Origin of the sequence: Streptomyces sp. NPDC097981 (genome assembly GCF_040302565.1) — a bacterium.
GTDB lineage: Bacteria > Actinomycetota > Actinomycetes > Streptomycetales > Streptomycetaceae > Streptomyces.
Genome location: NZ_JBEORW010000002.1, coordinates 308,944 through 330,443, shown reverse-complemented (window position 1 = coordinate 330,443; position 21,500 = coordinate 308,944). Strand labels below are relative to the sequence as shown.

At 71.9% G+C, this 21,500-nt stretch carries 18 protein-coding genes; 9 read left to right on the top strand and 9 right to left on the bottom strand.

Annotated elements, in window-relative coordinates; all coding sequences use genetic code 11:
- Positions 1-200: 200 nt before the first annotated feature.
- Positions 201-1,229, top strand: coding sequence for a transaldolase family protein (locus tag ABTY04_RS03185; protein WP_352211555.1), 1,029 nt, complete (start codon positions 201-203; stop codon positions 1,227-1,229).
- Here ABTY04_RS03185 and pabB read toward each other — a convergent pair.
- Positions 1,156-3,357, bottom strand: a complete 2,202-nt coding sequence (gene pabB / locus ABTY04_RS03180) for an aminodeoxychorismate synthase component I (RefSeq protein WP_352211554.1) — start codon at positions 3,355-3,357, stop codon at positions 1,156-1,158. The genes ABTY04_RS03185 and pabB overlap by 74 nt on opposite strands.
- Before the next feature lie 24 nt (positions 3,358-3,381).
- On the bottom strand, positions 3,382-4,122 hold the full coding sequence (locus tag ABTY04_RS03175) for a methyltransferase domain-containing protein (protein ID WP_352211553.1): 741 nt from the start codon (positions 4,120-4,122) through the stop codon (positions 3,382-3,384).
- 22 nt (positions 4,123-4,144) lie between these two features.
- Here ABTY04_RS03175 and ABTY04_RS03170 point away from each other — a divergent pair, with 22 nt between their 5' ends.
- A complete protein-coding gene (locus ABTY04_RS03170; RefSeq protein ID WP_352211552.1) occupies positions 4,145-4,315 on the top strand; it encodes a hypothetical protein in 171 nt (56 codons plus the stop codon).
- Between the two features lie 102 nt (positions 4,316-4,417).
- A complete protein-coding gene (locus tag ABTY04_RS03165) occupies positions 4,418-6,349 on the top strand; it encodes a helix-turn-helix domain-containing protein (RefSeq protein WP_352211551.1) in 1,932 nt (643 codons plus the stop codon).
- 9 nt (positions 6,350-6,358) lie between these two features.
- On the opposite strand, the gene ABTY04_RS03160 is transcribed toward ABTY04_RS03165, so the two are convergent.
- Positions 6,359-7,519: an IS701 family transposase gene (locus ABTY04_RS03160; RefSeq protein WP_352211550.1), complete on the bottom strand. Its 1,161-nt coding sequence runs from the start codon at positions 7,517-7,519 to the stop codon at positions 6,359-6,361.
- Positions 7,520-7,925: 406 nt separating this feature from the next.
- Here ABTY04_RS03160 and ABTY04_RS03155 point away from each other — a divergent pair, with 406 nt between their 5' ends.
- The gene (locus tag ABTY04_RS03155; RefSeq protein ID WP_352211549.1) at positions 7,926-9,128 is read left to right on the top strand and encodes a DUF1266 domain-containing protein; all 1,203 of its coding nucleotides are present in this window, start codon (positions 7,926-7,928) and stop codon (positions 9,126-9,128) included.
- Between the two features lie 73 nt (positions 9,129-9,201).
- The gene (locus ABTY04_RS03150) at positions 9,202-9,618 is read left to right on the top strand and encodes a PPOX class F420-dependent oxidoreductase (protein ID WP_352211548.1); all 417 of its coding nucleotides are present in this window, start codon (positions 9,202-9,204) and stop codon (positions 9,616-9,618) included.
- Between the two features lie 23 nt (positions 9,619-9,641).
- Here ABTY04_RS03150 and ABTY04_RS03145 read toward each other — a convergent pair whose 3' ends face one another.
- The 5 genes from ABTY04_RS03145 to pdhA form a co-directional block, all read right to left on the bottom strand.
- Entirely contained in the window at positions 9,642-10,406 is a 765-nt protein-coding gene (locus ABTY04_RS03145; RefSeq protein ID WP_352211547.1) for a hypothetical protein, read from the bottom strand.
- A gap of 74 nt (positions 10,407-10,480) precedes the next feature.
- Positions 10,481-11,410 (bottom strand): GNAT family N-acetyltransferase, encoded by a 930-nt coding sequence (locus ABTY04_RS03140; protein WP_352211546.1) that lies wholly within the window; start codon positions 11,408-11,410, stop codon positions 10,481-10,483.
- Positions 11,411-11,552: 142 nt separating this feature from the next.
- On the bottom strand, positions 11,553-12,962 hold the full coding sequence (locus ABTY04_RS03135) for a dihydrolipoamide acetyltransferase family protein (RefSeq protein ID WP_352211600.1): 1,410 nt from the start codon (positions 12,960-12,962) through the stop codon (positions 11,553-11,555).
- A gap of 31 nt (positions 12,963-12,993) precedes the next feature.
- A complete protein-coding gene (locus tag ABTY04_RS03130) occupies positions 12,994-13,974 on the bottom strand; it encodes an alpha-ketoacid dehydrogenase subunit beta (protein ID WP_352211545.1) in 981 nt (326 codons plus the stop codon).
- Entirely contained in the window at positions 13,974-15,176 is a 1,203-nt protein-coding gene (gene pdhA, locus ABTY04_RS03125; RefSeq protein ID WP_352211544.1) for a pyruvate dehydrogenase (acetyl-transferring) E1 component subunit alpha, read from the bottom strand. Before pdhA ends, ABTY04_RS03130 begins: the two co-directional genes overlap by 1 nt.
- Positions 15,177-15,501: 325 nt before the next feature.
- Here pdhA and ABTY04_RS03120 point away from each other — a divergent pair, with 325 nt between their 5' ends.
- Positions 15,502-16,164: a response regulator gene (locus ABTY04_RS03120; RefSeq protein WP_352211543.1), complete on the top strand. Its 663-nt coding sequence runs from the start codon at positions 15,502-15,504 to the stop codon at positions 16,162-16,164.
- Between the two features lie 211 nt (positions 16,165-16,375).
- On the opposite strand, the gene ABTY04_RS03115 is transcribed toward ABTY04_RS03120, so the two are convergent.
- The gene (locus ABTY04_RS03115; RefSeq protein WP_352211542.1) at positions 16,376-17,968 is read right to left on the bottom strand and encodes a protein kinase domain-containing protein; all 1,593 of its coding nucleotides are present in this window, start codon (positions 17,966-17,968) and stop codon (positions 16,376-16,378) included.
- 230 nt (positions 17,969-18,198) lie between these two features.
- Here ABTY04_RS03115 and ABTY04_RS03110 point away from each other — a divergent pair, with 230 nt between their 5' ends.
- The 3 genes from ABTY04_RS03110 to ABTY04_RS03100 all read left to right on the top strand — a co-directional run bounded on the left by ABTY04_RS03110 (position 18,199) and on the right by ABTY04_RS03100 (position 21,494).
- Complete coding sequence (locus ABTY04_RS03110; RefSeq protein WP_352211541.1) at positions 18,199-19,875, top strand: protein kinase domain-containing protein; 1,677 nt, start codon at positions 18,199-18,201, stop codon at positions 19,873-19,875.
- 191 nt (positions 19,876-20,066) lie between these two features.
- Positions 20,067-20,750: a hypothetical protein gene (locus ABTY04_RS03105; RefSeq protein WP_352211540.1), complete on the top strand. Its 684-nt coding sequence runs from the start codon at positions 20,067-20,069 to the stop codon at positions 20,748-20,750.
- Between the two features lie 96 nt (positions 20,751-20,846).
- Positions 20,847-21,494, top strand: coding sequence for a PadR family transcriptional regulator (locus ABTY04_RS03100; RefSeq protein WP_352211539.1), 648 nt, complete (start codon positions 20,847-20,849; stop codon positions 21,492-21,494).
- The last annotated feature ends 6 nt before the right edge of the window (positions 21,495-21,500 follow it).

Below are 21,500 nucleotides of genomic sequence, written 5' to 3'. Positions count from 1 at the left end.
TGGGGGCGCATTCGGTCAGGTCGAAAGCAGGATTGCGAAATAAACCTGACGCACTGCCCCGGACGGCAGGGCCGGGCGGCCGGTGAACCCTTTAAGGTCCGCACACGTGATGGGGCACGGGACCGCCGGCGGCCCCGCACTTGACACACCATCACCGGATTCATTTCGGGCAGATGTCATGACGTTCTAAGGTCGGGGTCGTGGTGAGTCAAGGAGCGGGAGCACTGCTGAAGCAACTGGTGTCCGAGGGGGTCTCGCCGTGGCTGAGCGCGCAGGATCCAGGGGAGTTCGACGCCGGAGTCCGGTATCCGACCCTGGGCGCCCACTTCCACAACGCCCTCGCGCCCGCGGGCAGCAGCCTGGCCCAGCTCCGGCGGGCCTGCGACCTGCTGCTGCCCGTGTACGAGGCCAGCAGGGGCACGGTGGGCCAGGTCTCCGTGCCCGTGTCCCCGCGCTGGGCCCATGACGCGAAGGCCCTGATCACGGCGGCCCGCGCACTGCACCGCACGGTGGCCCGCTCCAACGCGCTCGTGCGCATCCCCATGACCCCGGCGGGCCTGGAGGCGCTGTCCGACTGCCTCGCCGACGGGATCGGGGTGCACGCCGCGATGGTCTTCTCCGACGAGCGGTACGCCGAGGTGCTAGACGCCTACGTCGACGGGCTGGAGCGGTCCCTCTCCTGCGGCCGGCCCCTGGGCGACGCCCCGATGGTGGCCTCGTTCCCGGTGGGCCTGTTCGACGCGGCGGTCGACGCCCGGCTGGACGAGCTGGGCGTCGGCCCCCGCCACGAGGTGCGCGGCGCCGCCGGACTGGCCGTGGCCCGCCGCATGTACCGGCTGCGCGAGGAACGGCTGTCCGGGGACTGGTGGCGGGTGCTGCGGGCCAACGGCGCACCGCAGCCGCGGCTGCTGTGGGGCACCGGCGCGGACGGCGGCGTCGGCGCCCTGGTGGGCTGGAACACCGCGCTCGCCCTGTCCGTGGACACCCTGGAGGCCGCCGCGCAGAAGCCGGAGCTGACCGGCGACACCCTCCTCAACGCCGACGGGGAGGCGGCCTGCGCCCTCCGGGCCCTGGAACGGCTCGGCGTCCCCGCCCGTCAGGTCGCGGCCGTGCTGGAGACGACGGAACTCGCCCGCCTCCAGCACAGCTGGGGCGTCAGGACGGGATCCGTGCCGGCTGCCGCTCCGGGAACCGGGTGTGCGTCAGGGCCAGCAGCGGAGCTGCCTTGACGGCGGTCTCCTCGTACTCGGCGGCCGGGTCGGACAGGGCCACCACGGCACCGCCCACCCCGTACCGGACGCGGTCGGCCGTGACCGTGGCCGTACGGATCACGATGCTCAGGTCCGCGGCACCGGACAGCGAGAAGTAGCCGATGGCACCCGAGTACACCCCGCGCGGCCCCGCCTCCAGCCGGTCGATGATCTGCATCGTGCGGAGCTTGGGGGCACCGGTCATGGAGCCGCCCGGGAAGGCGGCCCGTACGCAGTCCACGGCCGACGACTCCGGCCGCAGGCGCGCCCGTACGGTGCTCACCAGCTGGTGGACGGTGGCGTACGTCTCGACCCGGAACAGCTCCTCGGCCTCCACCGAGCCCGGGACCGCGCACCGGCCGAGGTCGTTGCGCACCAGGTCGACGATCATGAGGTTCTCGGAGCGGTCCTTCTCGTCGGTCAGGAGGTCCGCGATCAGCGCCGCCTCCTCCTGCGGGGTGGCGCCGCGCGGCCGGGTGCCCTTGATGGGCGAGGACTCGACGAACCCGTCGCGCGAGACCTGCAGGAACCGCTCGGGCGAGGTGCTGAGCACGGACAGCTCGCCGAACTGGAGCAGCGCGGCGAACGGCGCCGGGCTGGTGCGGCGCAGGGTGCGGTACGCGGCCCAGGGGTCGAGGCGGACTTCGGCCTCAGCCATGTTGGTGAGGCAGACCTCGTACGTCTCGCCGGCGGCTATCTCCTCCAGGCAGGTGTCGATGAGGTCCAGGTAGGCGCCGCGGTCGTGGCGCAGCCGGATCTCGCCGCTCGGGGCGGTCGGGCGGGGGGCCGGCAGGCTCAGGCCCGCGAGCGGCGCGAGCCGCTCCGCCGTGCCGATCAGCCAGGCGTCGGCCGCGGCGGCGGACTCCTCTGCGGTCCCCTCCGCCAGGGCCAGGAGGTGGGTGGTCTGCTCGACGTGGTCGAAGACCAGGGCGCGGTCGGCGAACACCATGGCGGCGTCGGCCACCGGGGAGCGGTGCACGAGATCGCCGCCGCATTCGGCCTTCAGCTCGTAGCCGAGGTAGCCCACCCAGCCGAGGGTGAAGCCGAAGGGCAGCTCGGGGAGTTCGGTGTGCAGGGAGCGCAGGTCGCGGTCGATCCACTCCAGGAAGGGAGCGGCGACCAGCTCGCTCCCGCCGCCCGCCGACTCGACGGTGACGCATCCGCTCCACACGTCGGCCGTGGCGACCCGGGCGAGCGGCCCGGTGGCGTCCCCCATGACCGAGAACCGGCCGCGGTCGCCGCCGGGCAGGCTGCTGTCCAGCCAGTAGGCGTGATCGTTTCCGCGGAAGAGCTGGTCGTAGACGGTCTCGGGGCACCAGCGGGTGGGCAGCTTGCTCGCGACGAGCCGCAGCCGGCGGGCCGGGGCCCCGTCGGCGGGCACGGCGGATACAGCCGGCGTCGGCGCGGACGCGGCGGGCGCGGACGCGGCGGGCGCGGACGCGGCGGGCGCGGACGCGGCGGGCGCGGACGCGGCGGGCGCGGGTGCCGGCGCGGCGGCGCGCCGGGGCGTCCGCTTCGCCTGCTCCGCCTGGTGCTCACGCGTCAGCGCGGCGAAGTTTGCAAGCAGCTCCATCCCGTACTGACTGCAAATCGACTCGGGGTGGAACTGCACCCCCCACATCGGCCGCGACCGGTGGCGCAGCCCCATCAGGATGCCGTCCGGCGTCCATGCGGTGGCTTCGAGCTCGTCCGGCAGGTCCGTCACGGCGAGGGAGTGGTACCGGACCACCTCCATCGGGGAGGGCAGCCCGGCGAACAGGCCGGTGCCGTCGTGCAGGACGGGCGAGGTGCGGCCGTGCCGGGGCTCCGGCGCGCGGTCGACCGTGGCGCCGTGCACGTGCCCGATCCCCTGGTGGCCGAGGCAGATCCCCAGCAGCGGCAGCTGCGCGTGCCCGACGATCTCGGCACAGATGCCGAAGTCGGACGCCCGGCCCGGGGTGCCGGGACCCGGTGAGACCACGACGTTGTCGAACGCGCCGAGTTGTGCGATCTTCCAGTTTGGGTCGTCATTTTGAACGACTTCCGGCTCCCGGCCATTGACCTCGGCCAGATAGTGGAAGAGGTTATAGGTAAACGAGTCGTAATTGTCTACAAGAAGCGTACGCACGCTGAAATATCCCCCCGGTCCGAATCAAGCCGGGATTGGCTTGATTTCGAGCAGCATGTGCTCGACCATGTCCTCTCCGTACTCCCCCTCGCGCACCCGGCAGCTCGCCACCGTCGACAGCTCGCGCCCCCCGGCGTCCGCCAGCTCGTGCAGCGCCGCCAGGTCTCCGCGGTCGCTGAAGTGGAGGAGCACCCGGCCGCCCGGGGCGGTCCAGTGCACGGCCTGCTCCAGGTACCGGCGGTGCGCCTGGTAGCCGGTGTCCACGTACGCCCGCTCGTGCACCGACTTGTACTCGTAGCTCTCGGGCCCCATCACGTAGTTGGAGCTCCAGAAGACCACGTCGAACCGCTCGTCCTCGCGCAGTCCGGAGAACAGGTCGCTGTGCAGGGCCTGGAGGCGGTCCGACACCCCGTGCCGCTCCGCGTTGACGGAGGCGTTCTCCACGGCGGAGGGGCTGATGTCGGCGGCCACGACCCGGTCGTACCCGGCCAGGGCGGCCGTCACGGCTATCACGCCGGTGCCGCACCCGATCTCCAGGAACGAACCCGAACGGGGTCCCGGCGCGCGGTGGTTGAGGCCGAGCAGTTCTAGGGCCACACCCGTGGACGGGGAGTAGACGGGGGCGAAGACCTCGTCGAACAGGTCCCACTCGCGGTCGCCGAGGGTGAACACCCGCGGCCGGTCCTGCCTGGTCAGGGACAGTCGGCTGCGGAGCAGCGACCGCTCGTAACTCTGGAGCTGGGACAGCTGAGACAGCTGAGACACGCGAATCCCCCCAAGGAAACGTATGGCTGTGGTGGTGCCGATGGTGGTGTCGGCACCGGAACGCTCGGTGATCAGCCTGCCCTTGAGTGAGCCTCGACCAGAAGGTGGTCAGGTGACAGCATCCCTCCTGGAGCGTGGTGATCCGATCACCCTCCGCGTCGCTGACCTGGATCACATCTCAAGTGATTCTTGACCGGTTCTTGCCCCAAGAGATACTTTCAGGCAGGCCGGGGGAATGCTTGCTCCACGTTTGGTGCAAACGTGAACGGCTTTTATGGGGGTCGGGGGAGAAGCCGTGGTTGACCACGCTTACGAAATGCTGGAACTGCTGAACAGAGAGGCGCCTGCGGCTGCCTTCGACGACGTGGTCCGAAAAGCACGTGAGTCCGGCCTGTCAGGGGATGCCCTCGCCCAGCTGACCAGGGCCCGGGACCAGAGCCTCGGCATCCGGGCGCTCTTCGTGCGCCGCCAGCAGCGCGAGGCGGGGCTCGCCGCCCTCGTGGACACCGCGCGCGACCTGACCCTGCCGTACGACCTCGACGAACTGCTGAAGGTGATCACCCGCCGGGCCCGGCTGCTGCTCGGGCTCGACATGGCCTGGGTGAGCTTCGACGACCTGGACGAGCAGTGCTCCCGCGTGCGTTCGGCCGACGGCCACGCCTCCGCGCTCACCATCGGGTTCGCCATCCCGCTGACCGGCGGGGGCGTCGGCAAGCGGGCCGCGGACGGATCGGCCCCGTTCTGGTCGGCCGACTACATGCACGACAAGACCTTCCAGCACAGCCCCGTCATCGACGAGGTGGTGCAGGCCGAGGGCCTGCACGCCGTGATGGCCGTCCCGCTGCGGCACGCCGGCACCACCCTCGGAGCGCTGTACGTCGCGGACCGCAACGTCCGGCACTTCACCCCGGACGAAGTGTCGCTGATGAGTTCGCTCGCCGACCTCGCAACCGTTGCAATCGAAAAGGCCCGGCTGCTGGAGCAGACCCGGTACGAGGTCGTGGAACTGGAACAGGACACCTCCCGCGCCCTGGACTCTTCCACCACCGCCCGCCAGCTCCGCGAGACGCACGGCCGCCTGCTCGACCTGGTGCTCCAGGGCGGCGGCCTCGGCAACCTGGCCGCCGAGGCGGTCAAGGGACTCGACGGCACCCTCCTCGTACGGGACGCGGCCGGCCGGAACCTCGCCTGCCCCGGCGGCGAGCCCCCCGAGCTGAACGAGGCGGAGATCCGCACCGTCCTGCTGGACGCGCACACCGACCGGCAGCCGCGCAGCACGAGCGACGGGGTGTGGGTCGCCTCCGTCGCCGCGGGCGACGAGATGCTGGGCACCCTCATCCTGTCCTGCGGCGAACCCGTCACCGACCGCCAGGTCCAGCTCCTCGCGCTCACCGCCCAGGTCACCGCCGTGGTGCTGCTGATGGAGCAGGGCATGGCCGCTGCCGAGGGCCACATGCGGGACGAGTTCTTCCACGACCTGCTGCGGGGCACGTCGCTGTCCCCGGTGCAGATCGCGGAGCAGAGCCGCCGCCTCGCCCTCAACCTCGACGAACCCCACGTCATCGTGATCGCCCGGCCCGAAGGGGGGGTCCAGGGCCGCGTGGTCGCCTGGGCCGCCTCGTACGCCAACCGCCACCACGGCCTCAAGAGCGTGGACGGCGACGTCGTGGTGCTGCTGCTGCCCGGCACCGACGCCGGGGCCATCGCCCGTACGGCGTCCAGGGAACTCTCCGAGGTCCTCGGCAAGCCCGTCACGGCGGGCTCCGCCGGGCCCGTCGACGATCCGGCCGGGATCGTCCACATGTACCAGGAGGCCCGCCGGGTCCTGGACGCGGTCGCGGCGCTCACCGGCGCCGGCAGCACCGCGTCCCCCGAGGAACTGGGCTTCCTCGGCGTCCTGCTCTCCGAGAAGCCGAACATAGCCGGATTCATCAACGACACCATCGGTCCCGTCCTGGACTACGACGACCAGCAGTACACCGAGCTGATCCGCACCATGGAGGCGTACTTCGCCTCGGCCAACAGCCCCTCCAGGGCCGCCGAGTCCCTGCACGTCCACCCCAACACGGTCTCGCGCAGGCTGGAACGCATCACCGAGATCCTGGGCGAGGACTGGCAGAAGCCGACCCAGGCCCTCCAGGTGCAGCTGGCCCTCCAGCTCCAGCGGACCCGCCAGGCGCTGAACAAGGGCACCCGCGGCGGCCAGCCCCGGCAGACCATCGGCTAGGGCTTCGCATCACACCTGGCGCTCGACGGCGCGCTGGGTCAGCATGCGGACCGCGTGCGCGGCGGAGGCCAGCGTGGTGTGCCGGTGCCAGCCGCCGAAGGAGCGGCCGCCGAAGTCGGTGAGTCCCACCTTCTGCGAGATGTTCGCGAAGTCCGCCTCGACGTTCTGCGCCCGCTTCGCGAGCCGCAGCAGCCCGCCGGGGGGAGCCTGCGTCATGTTGCTGATCCAGCACTGCTCGGGCCAGCCGCGCGGATCGCTCCACTCGCCGAACAGCAGCAGCGGCCGGGGCGCCTGTGGCAGCTCCACCCGTACGCCGACCACCAGCGTGGTGCGCGGCTGGAGGGTCACCGGGTCCAGCCAGGTCACCGGGCGGCGCAGCGTGCGGGCCATCAGCAGCAGCTGGTGCGCGGCGAGTTCCCGGCTGCCGCTGCTCGGCAGGACCGGGTCCACGCAGCGGACCCGCATGGAGCCCCGGGCCGACGCCACGAAGTGCATCCCGGCCGGGCCGAACCGGCCGGCCACCGCGGCCGGATCGACGTCCGGCAGGTCGAACACCACCGGGCGGCGGGACTGCCCGACCCAGTCGCGCAGCTCCTCGACGGCGCCGGCGGCGCATTCGAGGGGGCTGGTGGCCAGCTCCGATTCGTGGACGTTGGGGGAGAGCGGGCCGACGCTGTCGCGCCACTTCTGGGTGAGCGCGAGCCGCCAGTTCACCGGGCAGCTCTGCTCCTCGCCGACGGACCACACGCCGAACGCCACCTGGCTGTTGACCATCTGGCCGCGCTCGGGCACGAAGCGGCGGGCCACCCCGACGGACTCGGTGCCGGCCTTGGAGATAACCACCGGCTGTACGACCCAGGCGCGGGGGCGCATCGCACGCTCCAGATACCGGGCGAGGGCGGCCCGTACCGGACCCCAGTCCCAGGTGGACGACACGACGAAGTGGTGCAGGCTCTGCTCGGCCGCCCGGTCGCCGACGTGCGCCGCGATGTTGCGTATCGACTTGCGGCCCTCGGCCTTCAGCAGACCGCGCAGGTACACCTCCCCCTTGCGCCGCTGGTCACTGCGCGGCAGCGAGGCGAACAGCTCGGCACAGAGCTCGTCCACGACCAGGTCCGGTACGAACCGGCTGCTGAGGGTCTCCAAGCGTTCGAGACTCGGTGCGCTCATGATGGATCCATCCCTTCCCCCGGCGTTCTCTCCAGCTCCTCAACCCTGCGGCCGGGGGAGGCGCGAGAACCAGGTGGACCGGTCACACACATTCGGCCCCGCGTGCGCGGCAGACCATCAGCCCCGGGCAGACCACGCCGGCCTGTTGATCATTTGACGGAGTCCGCCACAGGCCCTTGGCCAGGGCAGCAGCCGCTCGCAGACTCGTGGAGCCCCACTGGAGACGGACTGGACCACCCGCCCCGTCCGCACCAAACCCCAGGCCTTCCCGGGCACAGGTGGCCCGCCCACCACCGCGCCGCCCCCACAGGGTGGCCCGCCCACCACCGCCCGTCCCCGCGCAGGTCGGCGCAGTCGGCCGGACGGGCCGGACCGGCTCGCCCCCGGCCCGTTAGGGTGTGCCCGTATGGGGACCTGGATCGCGCCGAGCGCCATCGAGAGAGAGCTGTACGAAGCCAAGAACGCCGGCGACTGGGGCCGGTATCTCGACGTACTCGCCCGCGCCGAGCTGTTCCTCCCCCAGCCCCGCACCCAGGTCGACGCCGAGCCCACGCAGGCCCGCTTCCACCCCGTCGGCCACAGCCTGCCCGTCTACACCCGCGGGATGCTGCCCGTCCCCGCTCCCGAGACCGTCTTCGTACGCCAGAGCCTCGCCTGGTTCGCCAACGCCTGGGACCACCGCGACCCCGCCTACCTCGCCGTGAACCCCGGCAGCCCCGCCGAGGCCTACCTCACCACCGGCCCCGCCGACCGCGTGCGCTGGCGCGCCCACTGGGACGCCGCCACCACCTGGGGCCTGGCCCCCGGCTCCGTGCACGCCCTGCACACCGGCGGGCCCCTGCACGGGCCCGTGGCCCGGGGACTGGCCGTCGGTGCCCATCTCGCCGTGAGCAACGGGGAGTTCTGGAACGCGCTCGCCTACCACGGCGGCGGCTACACCCGCGAACGCGAACGCCTCCGCAAGTCCTGGGGCATCACCACCCGCGAGGACTGGCTCGACGTCCTGCACCGCATGCTGAACGCCGAGATCGTCAGCCCCGTCTGGGAGTTCGTCCTGCGCATCCGCCGGATCCTCGCCTCCGACTTCGCCGGGCCCGTCGACGTCGAGCACTGGCGGCACGCCGCCGAGGCGAGCCTGCGGCGCAGCGCCGAGCGGGCCGCCGAGCCGCAGCTCACCCCCGACGGGGTCACGGTCGCTCAGCCGCGCCCCACCGCCGAGGTCGAGGGCGAGATCGCCGGCGTGCAGCGCCTCATCGGCCGCATCGCCCGGTACGAGCAGCGCTTCCGGGCCGACGGGCTGCTCCCCGAGGAGGGATACGTACGCTCCGTCGAGGGCTGGGACCAAGGGCGGGCCTCCCAGATGGCCCGCTGGGGCCTCGGTACCCGCTACGGCACCCTGGAGGAGGCGGAGCACGCCGTGCTCCGCGCCGGTGAGGCGGCCGGCGAGACGTACCGCTCGTGGGCGGAGTTCTCCGCCGGATACCTGCTCGGCCGGTGCCTGCACTTCGACGAGGAGGAGTTCGGCGAGTGGTACGACAGCTCCCTCGCCACGCATCTGACGCTGACCACCGAGCCGGCCAGCCCCTGGCTCAACATCCCGTGGAAGTAGCACGGACAGCCGACTTCGATCAGTACCGGTGAATCCTTGGACGGGGCCGGAACCGGCAACTAGCCTCGCCCGCATGACCATTGTGCTGAACGACACGGTACGCAAGCTGCTCGACTCCCCGCACCCGGCGGTGCTGTCCACCCTGAACCCCGACGGCAGCCCGCAGAGTTCGGTGGTCTGGGTGACCCGGGACGGCGGCGAGCTGCTGGTCTCCACCGAGCAGGGCCGCCGCAAGGAGCGGAACATCGCCCGTGACGCGCGCGTCGGACTGACCGTCTTCGACACCGCCAATCCCTTCCTCTACGTCGAGATCCGCGGCACGGCCACCCTCACCGAGGACGCCGGCCGCACGGTCGCCGCCCGCATCGCCGAGGAGTACCTGGGCCCCGAGGGCGGCAAGGACTTCACGAAGTCCCTGGACGACAGCTCCCGCGTGGTCGTCCGCATCACCCCGACCAAGGTGCTCGGCAACGCCGCCAAGGCCGGCTGACGCGGCCAGAGCGGCCAGAGCGGCTAGGGCAGCTCCGGGCGGACCCGCGACCAGGCGTCCACGGCCTCCGCGAGCGGGTCGCCGTCCGGGAGGTGTGGCCGCGCGAGGGCCATCCAGGGCAGCAGGAGCTTGATGCGCCGCAGGTGCCGGATGCGCGGTCGCGGCAGGTCGCGCCAGGTGCGGGCCTCCGCGGCCGCCTGCGCCGGGGTCAGGTCGATCAGGGCCAGTGCATCCCGGCACAGCACCGCCGGGTCGGCGCCGCGGCCGGGCCCGAACTGCTGGATCAGGTAACCCCGTACGGCGGCCACCTCGACCGCGCGGTCCAGCTCGTGCGACCCCGCCCACTCCGCCTTGCGGTGGGTCGCGGCCAGCGCCACCCGGCCCCAGCGCAGCCGGGTCCCCTCGGGCAGCCAGTCCCCCTGCATCCGGCCCACGGCCAGCGTCCGCAGGGTCAGCGGATGCGGTTCGTCCAGCAGCGGCGGGTCGGTGGCCAGCCAGGCCTCGATGTCCTCCAGCGCATGCCCGCCGGGCGGGACCGCGGTCAGCACCTGCCCCCGGGTGAGCAGCGCGACCAGGGCGCCCGTGAGGTGGACCTTGGCCACGTGCCCCGCGTCGAAGAAGGCCACCGTGCGCCCGTACCGCTCGATCCGCCGCAGCCCGAGCCGCAGTTCCCCTGCGGCGTAGACCTGGCCGGCGCGCGCGACCCCGCCGAGGCAGCGGACCACGCACACTCCGCCCGTGATGTCGGCCTCCTCGACGGAGTACACCTGCAACTCGGCGATGGCCACCCCGGCCCCCCTTCCCCGGGCGGGAGGCTACCTCCTGAAAGCGTCAGAGCACCCCTTTGAGTCCCATCCCATCGCTACGCCGCCTCCAGGATCAGGCGGATCTCCGTGACCTCGTAGCCGGCGCGGTCGAAGGCCGCGGCCATGGGTGTGTTGACGGTGTCCGTGGTCGCGGTGATGCGCTCGGCGCCCGCGGCCGCGTGGAAACGGGTGATCTCCGCCAGGATCTCGTCGATCAGGCCCCGGCCGCGCTGCTCCGGTACGACGCCCAGGTAGCCGACGTTGCGGTGGTACGGGGTCGCCGACGGGACGGCCAGGCCGGCGAGGGTCCCGTCCGGCAGCTCGGCCAGTCGCCACCAGGAGCGCTCGCCGGGGCAGTCGAGGTAGAACCCGACGTCCTCGCGGGCCAGCTGCTCGGCGTCCATCGAGCGGAGCTCGTCCTGCGTGTGCACGTCCAGGCTGCCGGCCGACAGACGGGCGAAGGCTTCGAGGAACTCCTCGTCCGTGCCCTCCCGGAAGACCACCTTCCCGGTGGGCTCGGCGGTCCCGGCGGCCGGCGTCCACTCGTAGCGCAGCCGCTCGATCTCGCGGGTCAGGCCGGCCCGCTGCGCGGCCTCGCGCCGCCACTCGACGGCCTCGGCCAGGTCCTGGAGGTCACGCCAGTCCGCGGGCAGAGAGGCGTTGTAGAGCGGGAGGTTCCCGAAGGCTTCGTGCCCGGCGGCCAGCAGGGCCGCCGCGACACCCGCCGGGTCGGCCACGCCGGCGCGGACCTGGAGGCAGTCGAGCGCGATGGGCCGCTCGCTGTCGGCCCGGCCCCACCACAGTGCACGGGCCTGGATCTCGCCGTTCTCGTCCTCGGCGAACCAGGTCCACTCCGGACGGAACCGGTTCGCGGCGAGCTCCTCGCGGATCGTGTCGGCGGACAGGGCCTCGACGGGCCCGTCGGCCGGGTAGGCGACGGCGCGGTCGAGGTCGGCGGGGTCTGCGCTCGCAGAGCGGTAGATCATCCGGCGATGATCACACCGGACGGAGCTCCTGGCCAAGGCATTTCCGCTGCTTCTCCAAGGCGAGCCGGGGCGGCACGCCGAAGGCCCCCTCGCGGTGCGGTGGCGAGGGGGCCTTCGGATGCGCGGCTGCGACCGGGTATGCCTACGACCAGGTGATGAGGCGGCGGGGGTGCTCCAGGACGGCCGCGATGTCCGCCAGGAAGCGGGAGCCGAGCTCGCCGTCGATGAGCCGGTGGTCGAACGACAGCGCCAGCGTGGTGACCTGGCGCGGCTTCACCTTGCCCTTGTGGACCCACGGCTGGAGCTTGATCGCGCCGACCGCGAGGATCGCGGACTCGCCGGGGTTCAGGATGGGCGTACCGGTGTCGACGCCGAAGACGCCGACGTTGGTGATGGTGATGGTGCCGTTCTGCATGTCGGCCGGGGAGGTCTTGCCGTCGCGGGCCGTGGTGACCAGCTCGGACAGGGCCGTCGACAGCTCGGGCAGCGTCTTGGCGTGCGCGTCCTTGATGTTCGGGACGATCAGCCCGCGGGGAGTGGCCGCCGCGATGCCCAGGTTGACGTAGTGCTTGAGCACGATCTCCTGGGCCGCCTCGTCCCAGGACGCGTTGACGTCCGGGTTGCGGCGGACGGCCACCAGCACCGCCTTGGCGATGAGCAGCAGCGGGTTGATGCGCAGCCCTGCCAGGTCGGGATCGGCCTTGAGCTCCTGGACAAGCTTCATCGTGCGGGTCACGTCGAACGTGATGAACTCGGTGACGTGCGGCGCGGTGAACGCCGAGCCGACCATCGCCTGAGCGGTGACCTTGCGGACGCCCTTGACCGGGATACGGGTCTCCCGGGCGCTCGCCTCGGCCGGCGCCTGCACGGGCACGGCTGCGGCCACAGCCGCTGCGGCCACGGCCGGCGCGGCCACGGCCTGCGGGGTGACCGCGGCCGCGGCGGCGTGCACGTCCTCCCGGGTCACGGTTCCGCCGTCCCCGGTGGGCACCACGGAGGCCAGGTCGATCCCGAGGTCCTTGGCCAGCTTGCGCACCGGCGGCTTCGCCAGCGGGCGCTCCCCGCCGGCGTGGCCGTTGCCGTTCAGCCCGGCGGGCGCGGCCGCCTGCGGCTGGGCCGGTACGGCGGGCAGGGCCGCGGGGGCGGCCGGCGCGGCGGGCGCACCGGGCACGGCCTTGCGCGGGCGGCGCTTCGTGGAGGCCTGGGAGACGCCGTAGCCGACCAGGACGGGCTGGCGGGCCGCCGGCTCCTCGGCGGGGGCCTCGGCCGGGGCCGGGACGGCGGCGGCGGGGGCGGCGACGGCGGCGGCAGCCGGGGCCTCCGCCTCGGCCGGGCCCGTCTGCACGGAGATGATCACCTGGCCGACGTCGACCGTGGTGCCCTCCTCGAAGAGGAGCGCGTGCACGACACCGTCGAACGGGATCGGCAGCTCCACGGCCGCCTTCGCCGTCTCGACCTCGCAGACGACCTGGCCGTCGGTGACCGTGTCACCCGGCTGGACGTACCACTTGAGGATCTCGGCCTCGGTGAGGCCCTCGCCCACATCGGGCATCTTGAATTCGCGGATGGTCACAGGGCTCTCCTCAGTACGCCAGCGAGCGGTCGACGGCGTCGAGCACCCTGTCCAGGCCCGGCAGGTACTCGTCCTCCAGGCGGGCCGGCGGGTACGGGGCGTGGAATCCGCCCACGCGCAGCACCGGCGCCTCCAGGTGGTAGAAGCACCGCTCCGTGAGGCGGGCGGCGATCTCCGCGCCCACCCCCAGGAACACCGGGGCCTCGTGGACGACGACGAGCCGGCGGGTCTTCTCGACCGACGCCTGGATCCCGTCGAAGTCGACGGGGGACATCGACCGCAGGTCGAGGACCTCCACCGACTTGCCCTCCTCGGCGGCCGCGGCCGCGGCCTCCAGGCAGACCTTCACCATCGGGCCGTAGGCCGCCAGGGTGATGTCCGAGCCCTCCCGGGCCACCCGCGCCGCGTGCAGGGCGTCCGGGATCGCGTCGGTGTCGACCTCACCCTTGTCCCAGTAGCGCCGCTTCGGCTCGAAGAAGATCACCGGGTCGTCGCTGAGGATCGCCTGCTGGAGCATCCAGTAGGCGTCGCTCGCGTTCGACGGGGAGACCACCTTCAGACCCGGGACGTGCGCGAACAGCGCCTCGGGGGACTCCGAGTGGTGCTCCACCGCGCCGATGCCGCCCGCGTACGGGATGCGCACGACGACGGGCATCTTGACCTTGCCCAGCGCCCGCGCGTGCATCTTCGCGAGCTGCGTGACGATCTGGTCGTACGCGGGGAAGACGAATCCGTCGAACTGGATCTCCACCACCGGGCGGTAGCCGCGCAGTGCCAGGCCGATCGCCGTGCCGACGATGCCGGACTCGGCGAGCGGGGTGTCGATGACCCGCTCCTCGCCGAAGTCCTTCTGCAGACCGTCGGTGATCCGGAAGACACCGCCCAGCTTGCCGACGTCCTCGCCCATGATCAGGACCTTCGGGTCCGACTCCAGGGCCTTGCGCAGGGACTCGTTGAGCGCCTTCGCGATCGACATCTTCTCGACAGCCATCAGTGACCCTCCTCGAAGGACGCGAGGTAGGCGGCGAACTGGGCGCGCTCCTCGTCGACGAGCGCGTGCCCGTCCGCGTAGACGTTCTCGAAGATCGCCATCGTGTCCGGGTCGGGCATGGCGCGCACGACCTCGCGCACCCGCTTGCCCAGCACCTCGCTCTCGGCCTCCAGGGCCTCGAAGAAGGCCTCGTCGGCCCCGCCGCTCGCCAGCAGGTAGGTCTTCAGGCGCAGGATCGGGTCCTTCGCCTCCCAGGCCTGGGTCTCCTCGTCCCGGCGGTACTTCGTCGGGTCGTCGGAGGTGGTGTGCGCTCCCATGCGGTACGTGAACGCCTCGACCAGGGTCGGGCCCTCGCCGCGGCGCGCCCGCTCCAGCGCCCAGCGGGTGACCGCCAGGCAGGCCAGGACGTCGTTGCCGTCCACGCGGACGCCGGGGAAGCCGAAGCCCTGGGCGCGCTGGTACAGCGGCACGCGCATCTGGCGCTCGGTCGGCTCGGAGATCGCCCACTGGTTGTTCTGGCAGAAGAACACCACGGGGGAGTTGTAGACGGCCGAGAAGGTGAACGCCTCGGCGACATCGCCCTGGCTGGACGCGCCGTCGCCGAAGTAGGCGATGACCGCGGAGTCCGCGCCGTCCTTGGCCACACCCATCGCGTAACCGGTCGCGTGCAGCGTCTGCGAGCCGATGACGATCGTGTACAGGTGGAAGTTGTTGGTGTTCGGGTCCCAGCCGCCGTGGTTCACACCACGGAACATGCCGAGCAGATTCGTCGGGTCGACACCCCGGCACCAGGCCACACCGTGCTCGCGGTAGGTCGGGAACACGTAGTCGTCGTCGCGCAGCGCGCGGCCGGAGCCGATCTGGGCGGCTTCCTGCCCGAGCAGCGAGGCCCACAGGCCCAGCTCGCCCTGGCGCTGCAGGGCCGTCGCCTCGCCGTCGAAACGGCGGGTCAGGACCATGTCGCGGTAGAGCCCGCGCAGGTCCTCGGTGGTGATGTCCTCGACGAAGGACAAGAACTCCGCAGCGTCGGGATTGTCTGCGGCGCTGACCCGTTCCCCTTCGGGCGTCAGCAGCTGTACGAGCTGGGGCTCGGCGTTCTGCGCGGTGGCAGCGGCGGTCTTGCGGGCGCTCGCCGCGCCTGCCGCCCGCTTGGTGCCGCTGCTGCGTCGCGGCTTGCGCGCGGCAGTGCTCTCCACGGTCACGTGTTGCTCCTCCGTCGGTCCGGCTCCCGGGTTCTCCGGGGTCCAGTGCGGCTCACCCGGATCCGTACCAGCGCACGGGGTGGGTGCGCTTCGTGTGCGGATCCGAGCGTGACAGGTGCCCCGGCAAGTGCCCTGCGCACAGCACGTTACCCAGTACGCCGCATAACTGCGAAACCCCACTTGACCTGCGTTTTTGCTTGGATTTCCAAGTAAATCCGCAGTGCGGGGAACAATCACTGGTCACAGCCTTGCAGGGGGCCGGAACAACGGCACGTTATCCCGGGTAACGACGGCAGGGAAGGGGTGAGTGTGTGAAACTGAGTTCGTGCGCGAAGACGGAAAAATCAAGGTATTCCTCCTGGACGACCACGAAGTGGTACGTCGCGGTGTCCATGAGCTTCTTTCGGTCGAAGAGGACATCGAGATCGTCGGCGAGGCCGGTACCGCCGCGGACGCCTTGGCGCGCATCCCCGCCACCCGCCCCGACGTGGCCGTTCTCGACGTGCGCCTGCCGGACGGCAGCGGAGTGGAGGTCTGCCGCGAGGTCCGCTCGCACAGCGAGGACGTCAAATGCCTGATGCTGACCTCGTTCGCCGACGACGAGGCACTGTTCGACGCGATCATGGCGGGGGCCTCGGGCTACGTGCTCAAGGCGATCCGCGGCAATGAGCTGCTGAACGCCGTACGGGACGTCGCGGCCGGCAAGTCGCTGCTGGACCCGGTCGCCACGGCGCGGGTGCTGGAGCGGCTGCGCGACGGCAAGAACGGCAGGGGCGACGACCGCCTGGCCAACCTCACCGAGCAGGAGCGGAAGATCCTCGACCTGATCGGCGAAGGCCTGACCAACCGCGTCATCGGCGAGCGCCTGCACCTGGCCGAGAAGACCATCAAGAACTACGTCTCCAGCCTGCTGTCCAAGCTGGGCATGGAGCGCCGCTCCCAGGCCGCCGCGTACGTGGCCCGGCTCCAGGCCGAGAACCGCGTCTGAGCCGCGAACTGTTCGGTCCGGTCCCGCATTTCGTGGACGGAGCGGTCTTCGACCCCGTCCACATGCGAATCGAACCCCAATTCGTCACCGTGCACCCGTGGTCCGGGAATCCGGACCGGGCGTATCAGCATGCCCTCTGAGCTGCGCATTCACCGATGCGCGCACGCGGGCCCGGCGGAATCGAATTCCGCCGGGCCCGTTCTCGTACGCCCTAGAATCCGTCCACTTGCGGATTCGGCGGCTCCACCGGCGGAGTCGTGATCTTCGACGCCGACGGCTTCGGCGACGGCGACTTCGACGGGCTGGACGACGCCGACGGCGACGAACTGGCCGAAGGCGAAGGCGACGGGCTGGTGCTCGGGGTGAACTTGGTGCGGGGCGGCGGCGTCGAGAACTCCTCCGACGGGCGCGTGGACGGGGCATCGTGCGACGGGGTGTCCTGCGACGCGGACGGGGCGCTCGACTGGCTGCTCTGGGAACTCTGGACGGTGGCCGGAGTCTTGTTGTCGTTGTTCTTGTGCGACACGGTGTTGACGGCGTACGCGACGCCTCCCGCGATCGCGACGATCGCCAGCACCGCGAACAGCCACAGCTTCCAACGGCTGCTGCCGCGGTCGTCGTAGGCCTCGTAGCCCTCGTAGCCGTCGTGGCCGCCCGGTCCGCCGTGGCCGTGGTTGTCGTACCCGCCCCCGCCGGGGAAGGCCGAGCCGTCGTCCGGGTTCAGCGGCGGCACCATCGGCTGCTGGAACTGCGAGGTCGTGGCGTGCGCCCCGTAGTTCTGCTGCCCGCCGGCCGGGCCCACCGGCATGGCCGTGGTCTGTGCCGCGCCACCGCGGCCGTGCGGCAGGGCCATGGTGACCGGGCCGGTGTTCCAGGTGCCCGTGTTCGGCCCCTGGTCGTGCAGCATCTGGAGCGCGTACTGGACCAGCCCGCGCATCTCCTCGGCGCTCTGGAACCGGTCGTCCGGGTCCTTGGCGAGGGAGCGCATGACCAGGCCGTCGAGCTCCTGCGGGATGTGGTGGCCCTCGGGCAGCTGCGACGGCGGCACCGGCGCGTCCTGGACGTGCTGGTAGACCACCGACAGGGGGGTCTCGCCGGTGAACGGGGGGCGCAGCGCGAGCAGTTCGTAGAGCAGACAGCCGGTCGCGTACAGGTCGGAGCGGTGGTCGACGGCCTTGCCGAGCGCCTGCTCGGGCGACAGGTACTGCGGGGTTCCCATGACCATGCCGGTCTGGGTCATCGTCGACTGGGCGCCGTGCAGGGCGCGGGCGATGCCGAAGTCCATCACCTTGACCGCGCCGGTCTCGGTGATGATGACGTTCGCGGGCTTGATGTCGCGGTGCACGATGCCGTGCTGGTGCGAGTACGCGAGGGCTTCCAGCACGCCCGAGGTGATGATGAGCGCCTGCTCGGGGCCCGGGGCCTCGGCGCTGATCAGCAGATCGCGGATGGTGCGGCCCTCGACCAGCTCCATGACGATGTAGGGGACCGTGCTGGGGCCGACCTTGTCCTCGCCGGAGTCGTACACGGCGACGACGGCGTGGTGGTTGAGCCCGGCGACCGACTGTGCCTCACGAGTGAAGCGGGCCTTGGAGACCGGGTCCTCCGCGAGATCGGGGCGCAGCAGCTTCACGGCCACGGTCCGGCCCAGCCGGACGTCCTCGGCCGCGAACACCTCGGCCATGCCGCCGCGGCCCAGCCGGTGGGTGAGCCGGTATCGCCCGTCGCCCACCAGTCCGCCGGCGCCCCAATGCTCAGGACCATCGGCCATCCCGGCGCCGTTTCCCTCGGGTTCGGGTGCCATCAGTCCTCGCCGTCGTCTCTCTCGGCCGCCGCTTCGCGGTAGGTCCTTTTTCCGTGTGCTCCGATGAACGCTACAGCCTCGCAACAGGTCGCCGTCCGGACATCCACGTGTGTACGCGTGTGGTCACGGAACGGGCACCTGGCTTGACGTGTGCTTGCCCTCCGGCAGACTGGGCGCGACATGCGCTCAGCCAGACGCGTAGGGACACATCCCGAGGGGAAGCAACAGTCATGAGCCAGGACGGCACTCAGGGCCAGTACGCAGGCGGCTCTCTGGCCGGTGGCCGTTACCAGCTAAGGGACTTGCTCGGTGCCGGCGGCATGGCATCCGTCTACCTGGCGTACGACTCCGCGCTCGACCGCCAGGTCGCCATCAAGACCCTGCACAGCGACCTCGGCCGCGAACAGTCCTTCCGGGAGCGGTTCCGCCGCGAGGCTCAGGCTGTAGCGAAACTGTCGCACACGAACATCGTCTCCGTCTTCGATACGGGCGAAGGCGAAGTGACGTTCCCCTCAGGCGCGGGCGACGCCGCGGTGATGCCGTACATCGTCATGGAGTACGTGGAGGGCCAGCCGCTCGGCTCCGTGCTCGACGCCGACGTCCGCCAGTACGGGGCGATGCCGGCGGACAAGGCACTGAAGGTGACGGCCGACGTGCTGGCCGCGCTGGAGACCAGCCACGAGATGGGCCTGGTCCACCGCGACATCAAGCCCGGCAACGTGATGATGACCAAGCGCGGCGTGGTCAAGGTGATGGACTTCGGCATCGCCCGGGCCATGCAGTCGGGGGTCACCTCGATGACGCAGACCGGCATGGTCGTCGGCACTCCGCAGTACCTCTCGCCGGAGCAGGCGCTGGGGCGCGCCGTGGACGCCCGTTCCGACCTGTACTCGGTCGGCATCATGCTGTTCCAGCTGCTGACGGGCCGGATCCCGTTCGACGCCGACTCCCCGCTGGCCATCGCGTACGCACACGTGCAGGAGGAGCCGGTCGCGCCGTCCGCCATCAACCGGTCGGTCACCCCGGCGATGGACGCACTGGTGGCGCGTGCCCTGAAGAAGAACCCGAACGAGCGCTTCCCCACGGCCGCCGCCATGCGCGACGAGGTCGCGCGGGTGCTGTCGGCGGGTCAGACCGGCGCCCCGGTCATCGTTCCCGGCTCGCACACGGGCGGCAGCGGGGCGGGCGTGGGCTCGGCCGTGTTCCCGCCGGTGGACTCCGGGTTCCAGGCCGCGCCGGCCCAGTCGGTGCAGCAGCCGTACGCGCCGACCCCGCCGCCCTCCCCGTACGCGCCGACCCCGCCGCCGATGGCGCAGACGCAGCCCGGGTACGCGTACCCGCCCCAGCAGCAGCCGGTCTCGCACCAGCAGCAGTACGCGCCGCAGACCCCGCCGCCGTTCACCATCTCGCCTGCGACGACCACGGCCCCGGCCGGCCGGGGTTCCGCGGGCGGCGACCAGCGGAACACGCGGGTGATCGTGGGTGCGATCGCGGTGGCGCTGCTGGCCGTCGGCGGTCTGATCGCGGCGATCTCGATGGGCGGCGACGAGGACAAGGGCGGCGGCGCGTCGCCCGCGAACTCGGCCTCGGCCTCGGCCTCCGCCCCGGCCAAGGGCGGCTTCAAGGGTCCGGACCCCTCACGCACGATCGACGCGGCCAAGTGCAAGGACCCGGTCAAGTCCTACAACGACGCCAACAAGTACTCGGCGCCGGACCTGACCTACAAGAACCTGCTCTCGGTCAAGGCGTGCATCCAGGCCTCCGGCGGCAAGTACAAGATCGTCGAGAAGGACGAGGCCGTGTACGGCAAGGACACGGTGCTCGAACAGAACCCCCGGGCCGGGGACAAGATCGACAAGGAAGGCACGGAGTACACGTTGACCGTGTCGACCGGCAATCCGGAGTAGTCCGGAGCGGTCCGGAGCGGTCCGGGAGCCGCTCCGGAGCCTTCGCAACGGCCTCCGGGCGGCGCCGGCGCCGCCCTTCGCGACACACCCGGCATCCCGGGCGACCTTGACGGTGTGCCCGAAATGCCGGTTATGCCCCGTTGTGCCAACCTGAGCGAAACATCTCGGCAGCTCGGGACGGGAGGGGCCCCGTGACACAACGCCTCCGCGTGCACCGCTGGCTGGCCGGGGCCGCAGTGGCCGCCGCCGCACTGTCCCCCGCCGCGTCCGCCGCTTCCGCCGCTTCCACCGCTTCCACCGGGCCCGCCGGGCCTGCCGGGCCTGCCGGGCCTGCCGGGCCTGCCGGGCCTGCCGCCGCCTGGTTCGCCCGGTCCGCCACCGCCCCGTCCCCGGTCGGGCCCGGCACGGCCGCCCGCCGGCCGGCGCGGGCCGCCCCGGCCGGCGCGGTCGCCGCTCCCGGCAGGGCCCCGAAGACCGACGACACCGAGACCGATCCGGCGGCCGCCGTACCCCACGAGGCGTACGAGGAGCTCGCCGGAAGCGCCGCCGGGGTCGGGCGGGAGCGGCCCGGGCGGCCGACGGCCGAGCCCGCGAACCCGGAGACCGTGCTCGCGGCCCGGCCCCTGCCCGTGCGCCCGCACCACCCCCGGCCGGTCACCCCGCAGCAGCCGAAGCCGGTCCCGCTGGTCCCTGTCCCGGTCCCGCCGGTCTCGCAGGTCGCGCCGAGCCCGCCGCCCGTGGTCACCGCGATCGGCACCGGGCCGAACGAGCGCGCCGCCGACCTGGCCACCCGGATACTGCCGCTCGGCACCGGATTCGCCCTGATGGGGCTGGGGCTGGGCTACCTCGGGATGCGGCTGCGCAAGGGCCTGTGAACCCGCCCGGAGCCGGACACGAAGCCGCTCCTCCCCCTTCCGGCCTACGCCTCAGGACGGTTGCGCTGTCGAACATACTCGGTATACATACTGAGTATGTCGATCCGTCACGGCCTTCTCGCCCTGCTGGAAAGGGGTCCTCGGTACGGCTCTCAGCTGCGCACCGAGTTCGAATCCCGCACCGGCTCCACCTGGCCGCTCAACGTCGGGCAGGTGTACACCACCCTCGCCCGCCTGGAACGCGACGGACTCGTCGCACCCGGCGGCGAGGACACCGCCGGGCACACCCTCTACGCCATCACCGACACCGGACGCGCCGAACTGCACCAGTGGTACGAGCGCCCCGTCGACCGCACCAACCCGCCCCGCGACGAGCTGTCCATCAAGCTCGCCATGGCCGTGGGCGCCCCCGGCGTGGACATCCGCGCCGTCATCCAGGCCCAGCGGCACGCCACGATCAAGGCGATGCAGGACTACACCCGGCTCAAGGCCCAGGCCCTCGCCTCGATCGAGAGCGGCACGTCCCGCGAACGCGACGACGTGGCCTGGCTGCTGGTCCTGGAACAGCTGATCTTCCAGACCGAGGCCGAGGCCCGCTGGCTCGACCACTCCGAGGCACGCCTCGTACGGCTCTCCCTGCCGGCCGAACGGAGAGCCGAGCCCGACCCGACGCAGGCCGCCGACACCAACGCAGTCGCCGACACCGCACCGCAGCCCCGCGCCTCCCGCACGCCGCGGAGCTGACGCCAC

Excerpts from the sequence above, each read along its gene's own strand:
- ABTY04_RS03170 (WP_352211552.1), top strand. The coding sequence starts at position 4,145 with ATGGCTGTGGTGGTGCCGATGGTGGTGTCGGCACCGGAACGCTCGGTG.
- ABTY04_RS03160 (WP_352211550.1), bottom strand. The coding sequence starts at position 7,519 with ATGAGCGCACCGAGTCTCGAACGCTTGGAGACCCTCAGCAGCCGGTTC.
- ABTY04_RS03155 (WP_352211549.1), top strand. The coding sequence starts at position 7,926 with ATGGGGACCTGGATCGCGCCGAGCGCCATCGAGAGAGAGCTGTACGAA.
- ABTY04_RS03150 (WP_352211548.1), top strand. The coding sequence starts at position 9,202 with ATGACCATTGTGCTGAACGACACGGTACGCAAGCTGCTCGACTCCCCG.
- ABTY04_RS03140 (WP_352211546.1), bottom strand. The coding sequence starts at position 11,410 with ATGATCTACCGCTCTGCGAGCGCAGACCCCGCCGACCTCGACCGCGCC.
- ABTY04_RS03135 (WP_352211600.1), bottom strand. The coding sequence starts at position 12,962 with ATGCCCGATGTGGGCGAGGGCCTCACCGAGGCCGAGATCCTCAAGTGG.
- ABTY04_RS03130 (WP_352211545.1), bottom strand. The coding sequence starts at position 13,974 with ATGGCTGTCGAGAAGATGTCGATCGCGAAGGCGCTCAACGAGTCCCTG.
- ABTY04_RS03115 (WP_352211542.1), bottom strand. The coding sequence starts at position 17,968 with ATGGCACCCGAACCCGAGGGAAACGGCGCCGGGATGGCCGATGGTCCT.
- ABTY04_RS03110 (WP_352211541.1), top strand. The coding sequence starts at position 18,199 with ATGAGCCAGGACGGCACTCAGGGCCAGTACGCAGGCGGCTCTCTGGCC.
- ABTY04_RS03100 (WP_352211539.1), top strand. The coding sequence starts at position 20,847 with ATGTCGATCCGTCACGGCCTTCTCGCCCTGCTGGAAAGGGGTCCTCGG.